The organism is Microbacterium sp. JC 701 (assembly GCF_021026215.1).
Lineage (GTDB): Bacteria > Actinomycetota > Actinomycetes > Actinomycetales > Microbacteriaceae > Microbacterium > Microbacterium algihabitans.
The window spans coordinates 260,549-277,183 of the sequence record NZ_JAJNCV010000002.1; the positions used below are offsets into that span (position 1 = coordinate 260,549).

Below are 16,635 nucleotides of genomic sequence, written 5' to 3' on the forward strand. Positions count from 1 at the left end.
CGGTCCGACCGGCCGAAGCGGCGGCGTGTCGGGGGCGGAATCCGCAGGACGGCGGCGGAGGCCGTGTGCTCGACCGTCGTGCGGACGCGGGTGCCGACACGCCGGTCCGGCCGTCGGCGGGACGGCGTGTCGGGGTTCTCGTCCGCAGGACGGCGAGCCCGCTCGACGACGGACCCCGGCAGGCTCAGACGTCGATGCGCTCGCGCGCCAGGCGGTCGCTGGAGTCGATGATGAACTCGCGGCGCGGGGCGACGTCGCTGCCCATGAGCAGGTCGAAGACGGATGCCGCGGCCTCCATGTCCTGCACGCGCACGCGGCGCAGCATACGGCCGGCGCGGTCCATGGTCGTGGTCGCGAGCTGGTCGGCATCCATCTCGCCCAGACCCTTGTACCGCTGGATCGGCTCCTGCCAGCGCTTGTTGCCGCGCTTGAGCTTGGCGAGCAGGGCGTGCAGCTCCTGCTCGCTGTAGGTGTAGATCGTCTCGTTGGGCTTGGAGCCCGGATTCATGACGATCACGCGGTGCAGGGGCGGCACGGCGGCGAACACGCGGCCTTCTTCGACCAGGGGTCGCATGTACCGGAAGAACAGCGTCAGCAGCAGCGTGCGGATGTGCGCGCCGTCGACGTCGGCGTCGCTCATCAGAATGATCTTGCCGTAGCGCGCGGCGTCGAGATCGAACGAGCGGCCGGAGCCGGCGCCGATCACCTGGATGATCGAGGCGCACTCGGCGTTCGACAGCATGTCGCTGATCGAGGCCTTCTGCGTGTTGAGGATCTTGCCGCGGATGGGCAGCAGCGCCTGGTACTCGCTGTTGCGCGCGAGCTTGGCCGTTCCGAGGGCGGAGTCGCCCTCGACGATGAACAGCTCGGAGTCGTTCACGTCGTTGGAGCGGCAGTCGACGAGCTTCGCCGGCAGCGACGACGACTCGAGGGCGTTCTTGCGCCGCTGCGTCTCTTTGTGGGTGCGCGCCGAGATGCGCGCCTTCATCTCGGAGACGATCTTCTCGAGCAGCTGTGCGGTCTGCGCCTTGTCGTCGCGCTTGGGCGAGGCGAAGCGCGCCGCGAGCTCCTTCTGCACGACGGATGCCACGATCTGACGCACTGCGGGCGTGCCGAGGATCTCTTTGGTCTGGCCCTCGAACTGCGGCTCGGGCAGGCGTACGGTCATGACGGCCGTAAGGCCGGCCATCAGGTCGTCTTTCTCGATCTTGTCATTGCCGACCTTGAGCTTGCGGGCGTTCTGCTCGACCTGCGCGCGCAGCACCTTCATGAGCCCCTGCTCGAAGCCCTGCTGGTGCGTGCCGCCCTTGGGGGTGGCGATGATGTTCACGAACGAGCGGGTCGTGGTGTCGTAGCCGGTGCCCCATCGCACCGCGATGTCGACCTCGCACTCGCGCTCGACCTCGGTGGGGATCATCGAACCGCCGGGCTGCAGCACCGGCACGGTCTCAGTGAACGTGCCGGTACCGGTGAGCCGCCAGGTGTCGGTGACGGCGGCGTCGGGCGCAAGGAACTCGGCGAACTCCGAGATGCCGCCGTCGAAGCGGTAGCTCGTCTCGACGCGCTCCTCGCCCCGTTCGTCTTGCACGACGATCTCGAGGCCCGGCACGAGGAACGCCGTCTGGCGCACGCGCTGCACGAGCTCGTCGAGACCGAACGCGGCGTCTTTCGTGAAGATCTGCCGGTCGGCCCAGTAGCGGATGCGCGTGCCGGTGACTCCGCGCGGCGCCTTGCCCACCACGCGCAGTTCGCTGCTGCGCTCGAAGGGCGTGAAGGTCGAGTCGGGGGTGTCGCCCGCGAACTGCCCGGGCTCGCCGCGGTGGAACGACATCGCGTAGGTCTTGCCGCCACGGTCGACCTCGACGTCGAGGCGCTCCGAGAGCGCGTTGACGACCGAGGCGCCGACGCCGTGCAGACCCCCGGATGCCGCGTACGAGCCGCCGCCGAACTTGCCGCCGGCGTGCAGCTTGGTGAAGACGACCTCGACACCCGTGAGGCCGGTGCGGGGCTCGACGTCGACCGGGATGCCGCGGGCGCGGTCGCGCACCTCGACACTGCCGTCGGCGTGCAACACGATGTCGATGCGCGACCCGTGGCCGCCGAGGGCTTCGTCGACGGAGTTGTCGATGATCTCCCAGAGGCAGTGCATGAGACCACGCGAGTCGGTGGACCCGATGTACATGCCCGGGCGCTTGCGCACGGCTTCGAGGCCCTCGAGGACCTGCAGATGATGGGCGGAGTACTCGGACGTCACGATTTCCCAGCGTAATCGGGGGTACCGACATCGCCTGCCAGACACACAGCGAGGTCGGGTCACCGTACGCGCACAGCGAAATGTGATCAAGCCGCGGCATAAGGGAAACATCCGCGTGGTTGTATATGGAGACTCGCCCACGACCACCTGAGGAGGGCACCCGACATGACCACCACGACTGCACCCGAAGCGTCAGCCGTCCTCGATCACCGCCTGACGGCGGCGGATCGCTGCGACTCCTGCGGCGCGCAGGCCTACATCGCCGCCGAGGTGAACGGCAGCGAGTTGCTGTTCTGCGCACACCATGGCCGCAAGTACGAAGAGAAGCTCCGTAGCATCGCCACCTCGTGGCACGACGAGACGGCGCGACTCAACGCCGCCGACTGAGACCATCACGTCGGAACGGGCCCCGCGCACTCCTTCGAGTGCGACGGGGCCCGTTCCGCGTTTCAGGGGGCGGTCGAGACGTAGGTGCGTGCGACGGTCGGTGAGACGCGGAGCGCGATCTCCTCACCGATGGTGTCGATGAGTTCGGCGAGATCGGTCGCGCTGGAGAGGGCGCCGGGACCGAAGAGGGCGATCTCATCCCCCGGCGCGGCGCCGGCCCACGGCGCGAGCACCGTCTCGGTCGGCGCGATCGCCTCGACCCGTCGCGGTCCCTCGGGGGCGAGCACGTCGAAGCGTGCGCCCAGAGCGCTGGGCAGCCCGTGCAGGCTCCCCACGTCGAGGTGCACGCCCGCGGCGTCCACGGTCGTCACGGTGGCCCACAGCGTCGCGATCGGCTCGATGCCGAGCTCCTGCTCCCCCGGGCCTCCGGAGGGACGGATGCCGTACGAGAACGCGCCGACCCGCACGAGGTCTTCGCGGAACTCGCCCCTCGCGAAACCGGCCGCGCTGGCGGCCAGGTGCGAGAAACGCGGGTCGAGTCCCGCTGCGCGGGCCGTCTCGCGCGCGGCGAGGAACAGCGCTCGGGCGTCGTCGTCATCGGCATCCGAGGCCTCGGAGATGTGCGACCAGATTCCTTCGAACGCCACGCGCCCCGCCGCGACCAGCGTTGCGGTCTGCGCGAGAGCGGCCTCCCACCGTTCCGGACGGATGCCGTTGCGGTGCAGGCCCGTGTCGATCTTGAGGTGTACGCGGGCGGGCCGATCGGCCTCGAGCCGGGAGAGGTCGTCGAGGAGTGCTTCGTCGCCGATGCCAAGATCGAGGTCGGCCGCGATGCCCGCTACCAGATCGTCGGCTCCGCCGATGAGCCACACGAAGATCCGCACGTCGGGCCCGGCGATGCGCCGGACAGCGGCCCCCGTGACCACGTCGAAGGCGCCGATCCAGCGGACGCCCTCGGCGACGGCGCGCGTCACGATCGGCTCCAGCCCGTGCGCGTAGGCGTCGTCCTTGACGACGAGCATGTGGGCCGCGGGAGCCACCGCCTCGCGCACGCGACGAAGGTTGCGCGCGAAGGCGTCGAGGTCGACGCGGTAGACGGCGCTCATGCGCTCACCCGCCGATCGGCACGGACGCCGACGAGGGCGACGATCTCCGCGGCGCCGAGGTCCGTGGCATCCGTCCACTCCTCGAGCGAGGGTTGCCCCTCGGCCGGGTCGCCGAAGAAGACGACCTCGGCCCCGCGCTCGACGGTCGCGTCCTCGACGTCGACCACGCAGACGTCCATCGCGACGCGCCCGACGATGCGATGCCGACGTCCGCCGATCGCGACGGTGGCGGCATTGCCGAGAGAGCGCACCACCCCCTGGGCGTAGCCACCGGTGACGAGGGCCACGGTGGTGTCGTGGGGCGCGCGATGCGTGTAACCGTACGAGACGCCCTCCCCGCGCAGCAGCGGCTTAATGCCCAGCGCGCGCCCGCGCAGCGACAGAACGGGCTGCGCGTGCGAGCCGGGCATGCCGAACAGGACCGCGGCATCGAGAGGGGCGGCATCCATTCCGAGATCCTCCAGCACCGAACGCACCCACTCGGCACCGTGCCCCCACGCGTCGGCGGCGAGCACGTCGTCGCCGCCGGTCGCGATGCCGGCGGCGAGGGCGAGGGGCGCGTTGCGGCGCAGGGCGGACTCGGAGACGAGGGCCACGGGTGCCACTCCCCCGGCCTCGGGCAAGCGGGCAGGGAGCGTGGAGGTCACCCCTCTAGACTAACGAGGTCCGTGATCCCCGACCCCGGAGCCTCATGCCTCACAAGGGTTTCTCCCCCGTCACGCGCCTCCGCTACCTCGCCGGACGCGCCCGCCGCATCGATGTCGGCTCGGTCGTCGAACGAGCCAAAGAGGCCTCGAGCCAGCACGGCAAGGCCCTGCCGCTCGTCGTCGCCGACATGCTTTACCAGGCCGGTGTGAAGAACGTCGGCTTCCAGGACTACATCGACTACGACTTCGCGATCCTCACCCCCGCCGAGCGCTCGACGTACATGACGCACCCGGTGTCGAACCAGATCTCGCAGAAGTACGACCACCCCGACTACCGCGGCCTGTTCCAGGACAAGGTCGAGTTCGACCGGAAGTTCAGCGAGTTCCTGCGCCGCGAGTGGATGGTGGTGGATGCCGGCAACGCCGACGACCTGCGCGCCTTCACCGAGCGCCTCGGCACCATCGTCACGAAGGAGCCGGTCGGTCAGGCCGGCACCGGCGTGCACCGCTACCACGCGGCCGAGGTCGACGACTGGAGCGCTTTCCACCGCGGACTGCTCGAGCGCGGCGAAATCCTCGTCGAAGAAGTCATCCGCCAGCACGACGACCTCGCGGCCGTCTGCCCCGGCACCGTCAACACCACCCGGGTCACCGCGTTCTTCGACGGACAGAAGACCCACATCCTCGCCATGGCGCAGAAGTTCGGCCGCGGCGCGGTCAGCGACCAGATGACCTTCGGCGGCTTCTACACGATGCTCGACGAGAACGGCCACGCCCTGGGCGCCGGCTACGACTCGCACGGTCACGTGCACGAGCTGCATCCCGACTCGGGCGCGCGCATCGCCGACTTCCAGCTGCCGATGATCGACGAGGTCAAGGCGTTCGTCGACGAGGTCGCGCGCGTCGTTCCGCAGGTGCAGTACGTCGGCTGGGACATCGTCGTCGGCCCCGACGGCCCTGTGCTCGTCGAGGGCAACTGGGGCGCCGGCGTGTACGAGAACAAGCCGAGCGTGACCGGCATCCGCACCGGACACAAGCCGCGCTACCAGGCCGCCATCGGGTTCTGATCCCGGATGCCGAGAGGCCCGTCCCCCGCGTGGGGCCGGGCCTCTTCTGCTCGGTGCGGGAGGTCCCTGAGCTTGTCGAAGGGTCCGGGGCCGGCGTTGGGCTCCGGTGGCTTCGACAGGCTCAGCCACCTGGGTTCGGGGAGGGCGTGGGGTCCGGTGGCTTCGACAGGCTCAGCCACCTCGGTTGGGAGGTCCCTGAGTTTGTCGAAGGGTCCGGGGCTGGCGTCGGGTCCGGTGGCTTCGACAGGCTCAGCCACCTGGGTTGGGAGGTCCCTGAGCTTGTCGAAGGGTCCGGGGGCTGCGACAGGCTCAGCCACCTCGGTTGGGAGGTCCCTGGCTTCGACAGGCTCAGCCACCTGGGTTGGGGAGGTCCCTGAGCTTGTCGAAGGGCCCGGGGCCGGCGTGGGTCCGGTGGCTTCGACAGGCTCAGCCACCTGGGTTCGGGGAGGGCGTGGGGTCCGGTGGCTTCGACAGGCTCAGCCACCTGGGTTCGGGGAGGGCGTGGGGTCCGGTGGCTTCGACAGGCTCAGCCACCTGGGTTGGGAGGTCCCTGAGTTTGTCGAAGGGTCCGGGGCTGGCGTCGGGTCCGGTGGCTTCGACAGCCTCAGCCACCTGGGTTGGGAGGTCCCTGAGCTTGTCGAAGGGTCCGGGGGGTGCGACAGGCTCAGCCACCTCGGTTGGGAGGTCCCTGGCTTCGACAGGCCCAGCCACCTCGGTTGTCGAGGTGACGGCATCCGGGAACGCGAAAGGCCCGCCCCGCGAACGGGACGGGCCTTCCGACGAGGTGTCTCAGGTGTGGCGCACGATGCCGAGCGGGGTCGACTCGTGGCCCTGACCGAGCGGGTTGTCCTTGAGGATCGCGACGAGGCGCTTCTCGCCGGCCTTGTCCATCGTGGAGCCGAGGATGTTGCCACCCAGGTCGTTGATGTCGACCACGGCCACCTGCAGGTCGCCGCCGAGCAGCGACTTGAGGCGGGCGGCCACCTCGCGGGGGCGCTCGGGTCCGAGCACGACGGCCTGGTTGTACGGCGGGATCGTGCCCTTGGTCGGACCGTCGATCGCGCGCGCCTTGTCGCCCGCGATGCGGTAGAAGTCACCCTTGCGCCCGAACGCCTTGGTCACGGCCGAGACGGCCGCGGCGAACAGGATGCGGGGCGTTCCGCACTCGCGCAGCGCCATCTCCATCGTCTCGGGCATGCCCAGGCCGATGCCGTAGGGCGTGCGGGTGACGTACTTCGACAGGAAGAGCGCGAGCTTGCGGGGCTTGATCGTGTCGAGCTTGAACGATCGCCCCTGCGTGATAGCGACGATCTTCTCGGTGACGAACAGCAGGTCGCCCGGCTGCACGGCATCCTTCGCGTACTCGAGGATGAACGCGTCGAGGTCGTCGCCCGGCATGACGACCCGCGTGCGGATCGGAATGCGGGCGTACGAGGTGCCCTCGACGGTGACGGTGAGCGCCTTGCCGGCGTTGGCCTCCGCGCTCATTCGAGGTAGTCCCGCAGCGACTGCGAGCGGCTGGGGTGACGCAGCTTCGCCATGGTCTTCGACTCGATCTGGCGGATGCGCTCGCGCGTGACGCCGAACGTGTCGCCGATCTGGTCGAGGGTCTTGGGCTGACCGTCGCCGAGGCCGAAGCGCATGCGGATCACGCCCGCTTCGCGCTCGCTGAGCGAGTCGAGGAGCGACTCGAGCTGGCGCTGCAGCATGGTGAAGCCCACCGCGTCGGCGGGGACGACGGCCTCGGTGTCCTCGATGAGGTCACCGAACTCGCTGTCTCCGTCTTCACCGAGGGGCGTGTGCAGCGAGATGGGCTCGCGGCCGTACTTCTGCACCTCGATGACCTTCTCGGGGGTCATGTCGAGCTCGCGGCTCAGTTCTTCGGGCGTGGGTTCGCGACCGAGGTCCTGCAGCATCTGACGCTGGACGCGCGCGAGCTTGTTGATGACCTCGACCATGTGCACCGGGATGCGGATGGTGCGGGCCTGGTCGGCCATGGCGCGGGTGATCGCCTGACGGATCCACCAGGTGGCGTAGGTCGAGAACTTGAAGCCCTTGGTGTAGTCGAACTTCTCGACCGCACGGATCAAGCCCAGGTTGCCCTCCTGGATGAGGTCGAGGAACTGCATGCCGCGACCGGTGTAGCGCTTGGCGAGCGAGACCACGAGGCGGAGGTTGGCGCCGAGCAGGTGGCTCTTGGCGCGCTGACCGTCACGGGCGACCCACTGCAGGTCGAGCCCGAGCTGGCCCGTCTTCTCGGCCGCCGACATGTTCGACAGCTTCTCTTCGGCGAACAGACCGGCCTCGATGCGCATCGCGAGCTCGACCTCTTCGGCCGCGTTCAGGAGCGGGACCTTGCCGATCTGCTTCAGGTAGTCCTTGACCGGGTCGGCGGTGGCGCCGGTGATCTGCGCGGAGTAAACGGGGACGTCGTCTTCGTCGCTCGACGAGATGACGATCGCGCCGGTGGGAAGAGCCTCGGCGGGCGCCGCCGGGGTCTCGTCGTCATCGTCGTCGTCGGTCTTCTTCGCGTCGGGCTTGGCCGCGTCGTCGGAATCGTCGGCGTCGGTGGTGTCGTCGACTTCGAGGTCGACGTCGGCTTCGACTTCGGCGTCCTCTTCGTCTTCGAGGCCGTCGTCCTTCTTGGCCTTCGTCTTCGCCTTCGCGGGCGCAGCCTTGGCCTTGGCGGGGGCCTTCTTCGCGGGAGCCTTCTTCGCGGTCGTCGTCGTCGACGCCGTCACGGTCTCCTCGGAGTTCTCGAGCTCGGTGTCCTTCGCACTCCGGGAGCGGGTCTTGGTTGTCGTGCCTGCCACGTTTCGCCTTTCACCGGGAACGTACGTTGCACGGCCGCCGGTCGTTCTCGGACACTAGTAAGACCCTTGTCAAGTCCCGAGCCGAGGAGCGGGGCTCCTGGACCGGGTGACAACGGGTCAGGTTCTTCATTGTCTCACATCCCCAGACCGGGACTTGACGTGGACCGGGGATCTATGCGTAGACAACGTCTGCGCGCCCCCGCGCATTCCCGTCGGTCAGGTCAGGTCGAGAGCACCGCCTGCCGCTGCGGGAGAAGAGCGTGACGGATGCCGAGTCCCCCGGCATCCGGGATGTTCGCCGCCGGGTTCAGCCGAGCTTGCCGCGGCGGTCGTCGTCGCCGGGGCGCGAGGCGAGGAAGCGCTCGAGCTCCGCGGCGAGTTCGTCCGCGCTGGGCAGGTCGCCCGTGTGGATGATCGGGGTGGCCGAGGTGGAGCCGGCCATGTAGGCGTCGTAGCGCTCCTCGAGTCCCTCGAGCATGCGGGTCAGCTCGTCGCTGCCCTCGACCTGCTCGGTCACCTTGGCGATGAACTCGCGGTTCTCTTCGCGCAGCACCTCGCCGGAGAAGACGAGGCCGGTCGCCACAGTGAGGCTGTCGAGCCCGGCCAAGGCGGCGGCGGGGTACTCGGTGTCACCGAGGTAGTGCGGAACGAGCAGAGCGAAGCCGGCGACCTTGGCGCCCGCCTCGGCGAAGCGGTATTCGAGCAGGTGTCCGGCGGTGGAGGGCACCTGCGTGTGCGGACGCCAGACGGAGTGGGCCTCGGCGAGGTCGGGGCGCGTGCCGCTCACGGTGGTGCCGATGGGGCGCGTGTGCGGGACGGGCATGGGGATCGCGTGCACCCAGCTGACCGACGACACCTGCAGACCCGCCGACAGTTCGAGGACCGTCTCGGCGAAGGCCTCCCAGAGGAAGTCCGGCTCGTAGCCGGCGAGCAGCAGGAACGGGTGCCCCAGCGAGTCGTGCGCGAGTGACAGCTCGAGGCGCGCGGGGCGGTAGTCGGTCAGGTGGTCTTCGACGAAGGTGATGACCGGCCGACGCGCCCGGTAGTCGAGGAGGGCGTCGTTGTCGAAGACGAACACGGGGTTCGGCTGAAGGTCGTCTCGGAAGTACTCCACCAGACGAGACACGGCCCCGCCTGCGTCGGTGAACCCGGTGAGAGCGATCACGAGCGGCAGGCCCGACGGCACGGGCGGCGCCGCGGGGGCGCGGTCGTACAGCGGGACGGATGAGGGCATGCTTCCACTCTACGAGCGGTCGCGAATGCGTCGGCGGCGGTGCGTCCCGCTGCTAGCGAACACGGGCGAACCTAGGATGGATCCCATGCCGTTCCCCTCCGTGGCGTACACCTCCGCCCCCTCCCTCGAATCCGATGCCGACGCGATCCTCCTGATCGTCCCGACTGTTTCGGAAGGAGCGCCCGATCCGGACGGCTGGTCCGGACTGTTCGCCGCACTGTCGGCGGTGGGGTTCACGGGGGCGGCCGGCTCGTTCCAGCGCGTGCACGTTCCGGGTGTGTCGACCCCGGTCGCCGTCGCGGGCGCCGGCACCGACCCGAGCGAGGCCGCCCTGCGCGATGCCGCGGGCACGGGGCTGCGACAGCTCACCGGTTTCGCGCACGTCGCCGTGCAGTCGCTGGTCGCCTCGGCCTGGAAGTCGCTCGCCGAAGGAGCCGCTCTGGGCGGCTACCGGTTCGCCGACTACAAGAAGAAGTCCGCCAAGCCCCGCGCCACCCAGGTGACGGTCACGGGCACCGACGCCCCGTCCGACGCAGACATCGCGGCCGTTGCCGCCGTCTCGGGCGCCGTGGCCCTGGTGAAGGACCTCGTGACGACCCCCGCCGAGTGGCTCGGACCCGCCGACTTCGCCGACGCGGCCGTCGAGGCCGTGAAGGGCCTGCCGGTCGAGGTCGAGGTGCTCGACGAGAACGCTCTCCGCGAGGGCGGCTACGGCGGCATCCTCGGCGTCGGGCAGGGATCCGACCGCCCGCCGCGCATGGTGCGCCTCGACTACGCGCCGGCCGGCGCCGAGCGTCACGTCGCCCTCGTCGGCAAGGGCATCACGTTCGACACCGGTGGGCTGTCACTGAAGCCGCCGGCATCCATGGTCGGGATGAAGTACGACATGTGCGGAGCCGCCACGGTCCTCGCCGTGCTGAAGGCCGCCGCCGAGATGGAGCTGCCGGTCAAGGTCAGCGCCTGGCTGTGCATCGCCGACAACATGCCGTCGGGTCGCGCGACGCGCCCGGGTGACGTTTTGCGCACCCTCGACGGCACCACCGTCGAGGTGCTCAACACCGACGCCGAGGGGCGCCTCGTGCTCGCCGACGGTCTCGCCGCGGCCAGCCGCGAGAACCCCGACCTCATCGTCGACGTGGCGACCCTCACGGGCGCCATCACCGTCGCCCTCGGCAACCGCCACACCGGCGTCATGGGCGAGGAAGCGGCCGTGGCCGAGTACCTCGCGGCGTCGGCGCGCACCGCCGAGCTCGCGTGGCAGTTGCCGCTGCCCGACCACATGGTCGACGACCTCGACTCCCCCATCGCCGACCTGCAGAACGCGAAGATCGGCGACCCCGCCGGTGGATCGCTGTTCGCGGGGCTCTTCCTCCGCCACTTCGTCGGTCGCGTGTCCGATGCGGCCGACGCGCCTCGCATCCCCTGGGTGCACCTCGACATCGCCGGCGTCGGCATGAACAAGGCGGCGCCCTTCGGGTACACCGACAAGGGCGTCACGGGCGCCACCGTGCGTTCGCTGGTGGAGATGATCTCCGCGGGCGGCGCGCGATGACCGACCACACCGCCGACGTCGTCATCCTGGGCGGCGGCAGCGGCGGCTACGCGGCGGCCCTGCGTCTCGCCGAACTCGGCAAAGACGTCGTGCTGGTCGAGAAGGACAAGCTCGGCGGCACGTGCCTGCACCGGGGATGCATCCCGACCAAGGCGCTCCTGCACGCCGGCGAGGTGGCCGACGCCGCCCGCGGCGCGGCGGAGATCGGCGTCGACGCCACCTTCGGCGGTATCGACCCCGCGCGCGTGCGGTCGTACCGCGAAGGGATCGTCGCGAAGAAGTTCAAGGGCCTCGAGGGACTGATCTCGGCCCGCGGCATCCGTGTCGTGTCGGGAGAGGGCTCGCTCGAGGTTGGACCCGCCGTCCGTGTCGGCGACGACGTGTACCGCGGCACCGACGTGATCCTCGCGACGGGCTCGTACAGCCGCAGCCTTCCCGGCCTGGAGATCGGCGGACGCGTGCTCACCAGCGAGCAGGCCCTCGACCTCGACGTCATCCCCGACCGCGTCGTGGTGCTCGGCGGCGGCGTGATCGGCGTGGAGTTCGCGAGCGTCTGGCGTTCGTTCGGCGTCGACGTCACGATCGTCGAAGCCCTGCCGCACCTGCTGCCGGCCGAGGACGTCTCGTCGAGCAAGGCCCTCGAGCGCGCGTTCCGCAAGCGCGGCATCGCGTTCCAGCTCGGTCGCCGTTACGACACGCTCACCCAGACGGCCGACGCCGTGACGGTGACGCTCGACGACGGCAGCGAACTCGTCGCCGACTATGTGCTCGTCGCGGTCGGTCGCGGTCCGGTCACCGCCGGTCTCGGTTACGAGGAGGCCGGCGTCGTGCTCGACCGCGGCTTCGTGCAGACCGACGAGCGCCTGCGCACCGCCGCCCCGCACGTCTGGGCCGTCGGCGACATCGTCCCCGGACTCCAGCTGGCCCACCGCGGGTTCCAGCAGGGCATCTTCGTCGCGGAAGAGATCGCGGGGCTCTCCCCCGTGCTGGTCTCCGACGTCGACGTTCCGCGCGTCGCCTATTCGCACCCCGAGGTGGCCTCCGTCGGCCTCACCGAGGCGCAGGCTCAGGATCGTTACGGATCCGAGGCCGTGAAGGCGTACGAGTACAACCTCGCGGGCAACGGCCGCAGCGAGATCATCGGCACCTCGGGCATCGTCAAGATCGTCCGCCGCGTCGATGGCCCCGTCGTGGGCGCCCATCTCGTGGGCGACCGCGTAGGCGAGCTCATCTCGGAGGCCCAGCTCGCCGTGGGCTGGGAAGCGCATCCGGAAGACATCGCCCCGTTCATCCACGCACACCCCACGCAGAGCGAGGCGCTCGGCGAGGCCTTCCTGGCACTCGCGGGCAAGCCGCTGCACGCACTCTGACCACAAACCGGTCACTAAGCTAGATACCGCATCCGGTACGAAGGAGACATATTCATGAGCACTTCCGTCGTCCTCCCCGCTCTCGGGGAGAGCGTCACCGAGGGAACGGTCACCCGCTGGCTCAAGCAGGTCGGTGACACCGTCCAGGAGGACGAGGGTCTGCTGGAGATCTCGACCGACAAGGTCGACACCGAGATCCCCTCGCCCGTCTCGGGCGTGATCGAAGAGATCCTCGTGCAGGAAGACGAGACCGTCGAGGTCGGCGCCGTCCTGGCGAAGATCGGTGACGGCTCCGGCGCCGCCTCGTCCGACGACGCCCCGCAGGAGGCCCCGGCCGAGGAGCAGTCTGCTCCCGCCGCAGAGGCGGCCCCCGCAGAGGCCGCTCCCGAGCAGCCCGCCGCCGAGCAGCCCGCGGCCGAGTCGGCGCCCGCCGCGAGCGGCGACTCGACCGAGGTCAAGCTCCCCGAGCTCGGCGAGAGCGTGACCGAGGGCACCGTCACCCGCTGGCTGAAGGCCGTCGGCGACGACGTCGCCGTCGATGAGCCGCTGCTCGAGATCTCGACCGACAAGGTCGACACCGAGATCCCGTCGCCGGTCGCCGGCACGCTGCAGGAGATCCTCGTCCAGGAAGACGAGACCGTGAACGTCGGCGCCGCTCTGGCCCGCATCGGCAGCGGTGCCGCTCCGGCCGCGCAGCCCGAGGCGCCCGCCGCCCCGGCCGCCGAGGAGAAGCCGGCCGAGCAGCCCGCGCCCGCCGCGGAGGAGAAGCCGGCCGAGCAGCCCGCCCCCGCCGCCGAGGCGAAGCCCGCCGAGCAGAAGCCCGCCGAACAGCCCGCGCCCGCCGCGGCTCCGGCTGCCGCCGCTCCGGCCGCGTCGTCCAACGACGACGTGACCTACGTCACCCCGCTCGTGCGTCGGCTCGCTCAGCAGCAGGGCGTCGACCTGGCTTCGGTCAAGGGCAGCGGCGTCGGTGGACGCATCCGCAAGGAAGACGTGCTCAAGGCCGCCGAGGCCGCCAAGTCGGCTCCCGCCGCTGCGGCTCCCGCCGCGTCGGCCCCGGCCGCCCCCGCTCCCGAGGAGGTCTCGCCCCTGCGCGGCACGACGCAGAAGATGTCGCGTCTGCGCAAGGTCATCGCCGAGCGCGCCGTCGCGTCGATGCAGGCCACGGCCCAGCTGACGACCGTCGTCGAGGTCGACGTGACCAAGCTGTCGGCGCTGCGCGACCGCATGAAGGGCGAGTTCCAGCAGAAGACGGGTGACAAGCTCTCGTTCCTGCCGTTCTTCGCCATCGCCGCGATCGAGGGCCTCAAGGCCTACCCGATCATCAACTCGACGGTCGAGGGCGACGAGATCGTCTACCCGGCCCACGAGAACGTGTCGATCGCCGTCGACACCGAGCGCGGCCTGCTGACCCCGGTCGTCAAGGACGCCGGCGACAAGAACATCGCCCAACTGGCTCGCGAGATCGCCGATCTCGCCGCCCGCACGCGCGACAACAAGCTGAAGCCCGACGAGCTCGCCGGCGGCACCTTCACGCTGACCAACACCGGTTCGCGCGGCGCGCTGTTCGACACGCCCATCGTGTTCCTGCCGCAGTCGGCGATCCTCGGCCTCGGTGCCGTCGTGAAGAAGCCCGGTGTGGTCTCGGTCGACGGTAAGGACGCGATCTCGGTCCGTTCGTACGTCTACCTGGCCCTGTCGTACGACCACCGCATCATCGACGGTGCCGACGCCGCCCGCTTCCTGGGCACGGTCAAGGCCCGTCTCGAGGCGGCGCAGTTCGAGGGCGACCTCGGGATCTGATCCCACCGAGCACCAGCTCATGATGGCTGGTCCGCGACCGTTCTGACGGCGCGGACCAGCCATCGGTCTTTCTGGCGCACGAGCGTGACGTATTGCGTGACGTCGGCGCTCTCGAGCGAGACGACGGCCACTCCCCCGAAGTCGTCGATCAATGAGATCTGCCCCGCCGCGGCCATCGGCAGCAGGGGTTCGCGCGGGAACGACGAGTCCTCCTCGTGAGCCGCTACGCAGGCCGGTTCGTCCTGGCAGGCGTCGATCTCGCCGAACAGCGCGCGAGCGCCCTCGATCACGTCGTCGATGAGAGGAAGGCGTTCGTCGGTGGGCTCGGCCGTCGACAGCACGACGGTCGGGGTGGGCGTCGGCGAATCCGCCACGACTGACGTGGCGGTCGCCGACGCGGGCTGCTGCTCGCCCGTCGGGAGCAGAACTGCCAGGGTGACGGTGAGGACGGCCGCCGTCGCCGTACCGATCAGCGCCATACGCATCCGTGGCGAAGACCGCCACCGCGTGCGCAGCTCGGCGAGACTTTCACGGACGGCTTCGGCCAGATCAGCGTCGACGAGCCGCAGCGTCAGCGGCGATTCGCCCTCGTCCAAGCGAACGCCTGGAGACGGCGGAGCGACGTGCGCGGGGGTCAGCGGCCCCAGCACGAGCGGCTCGGGCGTCGCGTGCGCGAACAGCCGCCGTTCGAGGGCGTCCCACTCCCGCGGAGGTCTCGTGAGCACCGTCTCGTGCGCGCGGACCAAGAGGCCTCGCGTGTCGTCGTCTCCGGCGGCATCCGTCAATCGCTCCAGACACGACGCCGTCTCTTCGATGGGATCGCCTCCGGCTTCGTCGGGGATGGCCACGGGGCGCCCCTCCGCCGTGAGCCACCACGTGGTGCCCGCGATCCTTCCGACGACGGCGCGGCAGCCGCGCAGCAGCCCGACGGCGGCGGTCACGGCCTCGCCGGGGACGAGTGCGACGGCGCTGAGGGCGCGCCGCCGAAGGTAGGCGTCGAAGGATTCGACGAGGACGGATGCCGTGGCGGTGCTCATGCGCCGATGGTCGCCGACCTCCCCTCGGCCGCGCGGAGCCGCCCCCTCGATCCGTGGACGATCGGGCCGATTCGCGCACTGGGGAGGAGGAGTCCGCGTCGAAGATAGAATCGTCACCATGGCCGCTCGCACCACCACGCCCGAGAAGCGTCCGGGCTTCTTCTCGCAGCTGAAAACCCTGTACGCCTTCACGCAGAAGGAGTACAAGTGGCTGCCCTTCCTGCTCGCCGGCATCGTGCTGGTGGGCATCGCCCTCGGCGTTCTCGTCGGCTTCCTGATCCCGCCGCTGGCCGTGTGGAGCGTCATCCTGTGGGCCGTCACCGGTCTGCTCGCCGGCATCCTGGCCGGCATGATCACGATGACCCGCCTGTCGACGACGGCCATGTACAAGAAGATCGACGGCATGCCCGGCGCGACCGGTCACGTGCTGTCGTCGTCGCTCGGCCGCAACTGGCAGGCCTCCGAGGCGCCCGTCGGCGTCAACCCGCGCACGCAGGAGGCGCTGTACCGCGCCATCGGCCGCGGTGGCGTCGTGCTGATCGGCGAGGGCAACCGCAGCCGCCTGACCCGCCTGGTCGGCGAAGAGCGCTCGCGCGTGCTGCGCGTGGCCGCCGGTGTGCCGGTCACGGTGCTCTACGTCGGTCACGGCGACGACGAGGTGCCGATCGCCAAGCTCGCCTCGACCATCAAGGCGCTGCCCAAGAAGGTCGACCGCTCCACGATGGCCGCCGTCATCAAGCGCGTGTCGTCGGTGTCGCAGGGCCTGTCGTCGCTGCCGATCCCCAAGGGCGTCGACCCCACCAAGATGCGCGCTCCGCGCCCGCGCTGACCCCCATACGATGACGGCCCCCGCTCAGGCGGGGGCCGTTTCGTGTCAGCTGCGGACGAGGATCGTTCCGACCGCCTTGTCGTGGAGGCCGCGCTGGTCGGAGTCGAAGACGACCGCGGGGATGATCAGGGCCAGAAGGATCGTGCGGACGATCGGGCGCCACAGGCCGACCCAGCCTCCGGATGCCAGCTCGAGGCGCATCCCCATGATCCGGTGCCCGGGGCTTCCGCCGATGAGCGGGATGAACAGGATCTGCACGGCGAAGAAGATCAGGTTGGTCGCGACGGGGTTCGCGAACGGCACTCCCGTGACCGGGTCGGGGGCGGAGAAGAAGGCGAACCCGATGAGTCCCGCGCTCGCCACGTCGATCAGGAGGGCGGCGATCCTCCGGCCCGGGCGCGCGATCGAGCCGCGTCCTTCGCGGGGAAGGCCGAGCCGTTGGCCCGGATAGTCGTTCTCTGCGGGGAGGGTCACGGCATCCAGCGTAATCGGGCCGACGTAACATCCCGGAAACACGCGAGATATGACCGGGACAC

At 70.0% G+C, this 16,635-nt stretch carries 14 protein-coding genes; 6 read left to right on the plus strand and 8 right to left on the minus strand.

Annotated features, from left to right (window positions below):
* Positions 1-184 precede the first annotated feature (184 nt).
* Entirely contained in the window at positions 185-2,257 is a 2,073-nt protein-coding gene (locus LPW41_RS09160; protein ID WP_230704930.1) for a type IIA DNA topoisomerase subunit B, read from the minus strand.
* 162 nt (positions 2,258-2,419) lie between these two features.
* Here LPW41_RS09160 and LPW41_RS09165 point away from each other — a divergent pair, with 162 nt between their 5' ends.
* Positions 2,420-2,641, plus strand: coding sequence for a hypothetical protein (locus tag LPW41_RS09165; protein ID WP_144833563.1), 222 nt, complete (start codon positions 2,420-2,422; stop codon positions 2,639-2,641).
* A gap of 62 nt (positions 2,642-2,703) precedes the next feature.
* On the opposite strand, the gene LPW41_RS09170 is transcribed toward LPW41_RS09165, so the two are convergent.
* Both LPW41_RS09170 and LPW41_RS09175 read right to left on the minus strand, forming a co-directional pair.
* The gene (locus LPW41_RS09170) at positions 2,704-3,747 is read right to left on the minus strand and encodes an alanine racemase (RefSeq protein WP_154096626.1); all 1,044 of its coding nucleotides are present in this window, start codon (positions 3,745-3,747) and stop codon (positions 2,704-2,706) included.
* Positions 3,744-4,394 (minus strand): alanine racemase C-terminal domain-containing protein, encoded by a 651-nt coding sequence (locus tag LPW41_RS09175; RefSeq protein ID WP_230704651.1) that lies wholly within the window; start codon positions 4,392-4,394, stop codon positions 3,744-3,746. The genes LPW41_RS09170 and LPW41_RS09175 overlap by 4 nt, the downstream gene beginning before the upstream one ends.
* A gap of 44 nt (positions 4,395-4,438) precedes the next feature.
* Between LPW41_RS09175 and LPW41_RS09180 the strand changes: the two genes are divergently transcribed.
* Positions 4,439-5,461: a sugar-transfer associated ATP-grasp domain-containing protein gene (locus LPW41_RS09180; RefSeq protein WP_154096624.1), complete on the plus strand. Its 1,023-nt coding sequence runs from the start codon at positions 4,439-4,441 to the stop codon at positions 5,459-5,461.
* A 789-nt stretch (positions 5,462-6,250) separates the two neighbouring features.
* On the opposite strand, the gene LPW41_RS09185 is transcribed toward LPW41_RS09180, so the two are convergent.
* The 3 genes from LPW41_RS09185 to LPW41_RS09195 all read right to left on the minus strand — a co-directional run bounded on the left by LPW41_RS09185 (position 6,251) and on the right by LPW41_RS09195 (position 9,508).
* Complete coding sequence (locus LPW41_RS09185; RefSeq protein ID WP_144833570.1) at positions 6,251-6,949, minus strand: coenzyme F420-0:L-glutamate ligase; 699 nt, start codon at positions 6,947-6,949, stop codon at positions 6,251-6,253.
* A complete protein-coding gene (locus tag LPW41_RS09190; protein ID WP_230704652.1) occupies positions 6,946-8,274 on the minus strand; it encodes an RNA polymerase sigma factor in 1,329 nt (442 codons plus the stop codon). The genes LPW41_RS09185 and LPW41_RS09190 overlap by 4 nt, the downstream gene beginning before the upstream one ends.
* A gap of 307 nt (positions 8,275-8,581) precedes the next feature.
* The gene (locus tag LPW41_RS09195; RefSeq protein WP_144833574.1) at positions 8,582-9,508 is read right to left on the minus strand and encodes a proteasome assembly chaperone family protein; all 927 of its coding nucleotides are present in this window, start codon (positions 9,506-9,508) and stop codon (positions 8,582-8,584) included.
* 85 nt (positions 9,509-9,593) lie between these two features.
* Between LPW41_RS09195 and LPW41_RS09200 the strand changes: the two genes are divergently transcribed.
* From LPW41_RS09200 to sucB, 3 genes are read left to right on the plus strand one after another with little or no spacing between them, the layout of a single operon-like run.
* Positions 9,594-11,060, plus strand: coding sequence for a leucyl aminopeptidase (locus tag LPW41_RS09200; RefSeq protein ID WP_230704653.1), 1,467 nt, complete (start codon positions 9,594-9,596; stop codon positions 11,058-11,060).
* The gene (gene lpdA, locus LPW41_RS09205; RefSeq protein WP_230704654.1) at positions 11,057-12,430 is read left to right on the plus strand and encodes a dihydrolipoyl dehydrogenase; all 1,374 of its coding nucleotides are present in this window, start codon (positions 11,057-11,059) and stop codon (positions 12,428-12,430) included. Before LPW41_RS09200 ends, lpdA begins: the two co-directional genes overlap by 4 nt.
* 54 nt (positions 12,431-12,484) lie before the next feature.
* Entirely contained in the window at positions 12,485-14,233 is a 1,749-nt protein-coding gene (sucB, locus tag LPW41_RS09210; protein WP_230704655.1) for a 2-oxoglutarate dehydrogenase, E2 component, dihydrolipoamide succinyltransferase, read from the plus strand.
* A 17-nt stretch (positions 14,234-14,250) separates the two neighbouring features.
* On the opposite strand, the gene LPW41_RS09215 is transcribed toward sucB, so the two are convergent.
* The gene (locus LPW41_RS09215) at positions 14,251-15,270 is read right to left on the minus strand and encodes a hypothetical protein (protein ID WP_230704656.1); all 1,020 of its coding nucleotides are present in this window, start codon (positions 15,268-15,270) and stop codon (positions 14,251-14,253) included.
* 118 nt (positions 15,271-15,388) lie between these two features.
* On the opposite strand from LPW41_RS09215, the gene LPW41_RS09220 reads away from it, so the two are divergent.
* Positions 15,389-16,099, plus strand: a complete 711-nt coding sequence (locus LPW41_RS09220) for a DUF4191 domain-containing protein (RefSeq protein ID WP_230704657.1) — start codon at positions 15,389-15,391, stop codon at positions 16,097-16,099.
* Positions 16,100-16,144: 45 nt separating this feature from the next.
* Here LPW41_RS09220 and LPW41_RS09225 read toward each other — a convergent pair whose 3' ends face one another.
* A complete protein-coding gene (locus LPW41_RS09225; RefSeq protein ID WP_230704658.1) occupies positions 16,145-16,573 on the minus strand; it encodes an RDD family protein in 429 nt (142 codons plus the stop codon).
* Between the last annotated feature and the right edge of the window lie 62 nt (positions 16,574-16,635).

Excerpts from the sequence above, each read along its gene's own strand:
- LPW41_RS09165 (WP_144833563.1), top strand. The coding sequence starts at position 2,420 with ATGACCACCACGACTGCACCCGAAGCGTCAGCCGTCCTCGATCACCGC.
- LPW41_RS09170 (WP_154096626.1), bottom strand. The coding sequence starts at position 3,747 with ATGAGCGCCGTCTACCGCGTCGACCTCGACGCCTTCGCGCGCAACCTT.
- LPW41_RS09180 (WP_154096624.1), top strand. The coding sequence starts at position 4,439 with ATGCCTCACAAGGGTTTCTCCCCCGTCACGCGCCTCCGCTACCTCGCC.
- LPW41_RS09185 (WP_144833570.1), bottom strand. The coding sequence starts at position 6,949 with ATGAGCGCGGAGGCCAACGCCGGCAAGGCGCTCACCGTCACCGTCGAG.
- LPW41_RS09195 (WP_144833574.1), bottom strand. The coding sequence starts at position 9,508 with ATGCCCTCATCCGTCCCGCTGTACGACCGCGCCCCCGCGGCGCCGCCC.
- LPW41_RS09200 (WP_230704653.1), top strand. The coding sequence starts at position 9,594 with ATGCCGTTCCCCTCCGTGGCGTACACCTCCGCCCCCTCCCTCGAATCC.
- lpdA (WP_230704654.1), top strand. The coding sequence starts at position 11,057 with ATGACCGACCACACCGCCGACGTCGTCATCCTGGGCGGCGGCAGCGGC.
- sucB (WP_230704655.1), top strand. The coding sequence starts at position 12,485 with ATGAGCACTTCCGTCGTCCTCCCCGCTCTCGGGGAGAGCGTCACCGAG.
- LPW41_RS09215 (WP_230704656.1), bottom strand. The coding sequence starts at position 15,270 with ATGAGCACCGCCACGGCATCCGTCCTCGTCGAATCCTTCGACGCCTAC.
- LPW41_RS09220 (WP_230704657.1), top strand. The coding sequence starts at position 15,389 with ATGGCCGCTCGCACCACCACGCCCGAGAAGCGTCCGGGCTTCTTCTCG.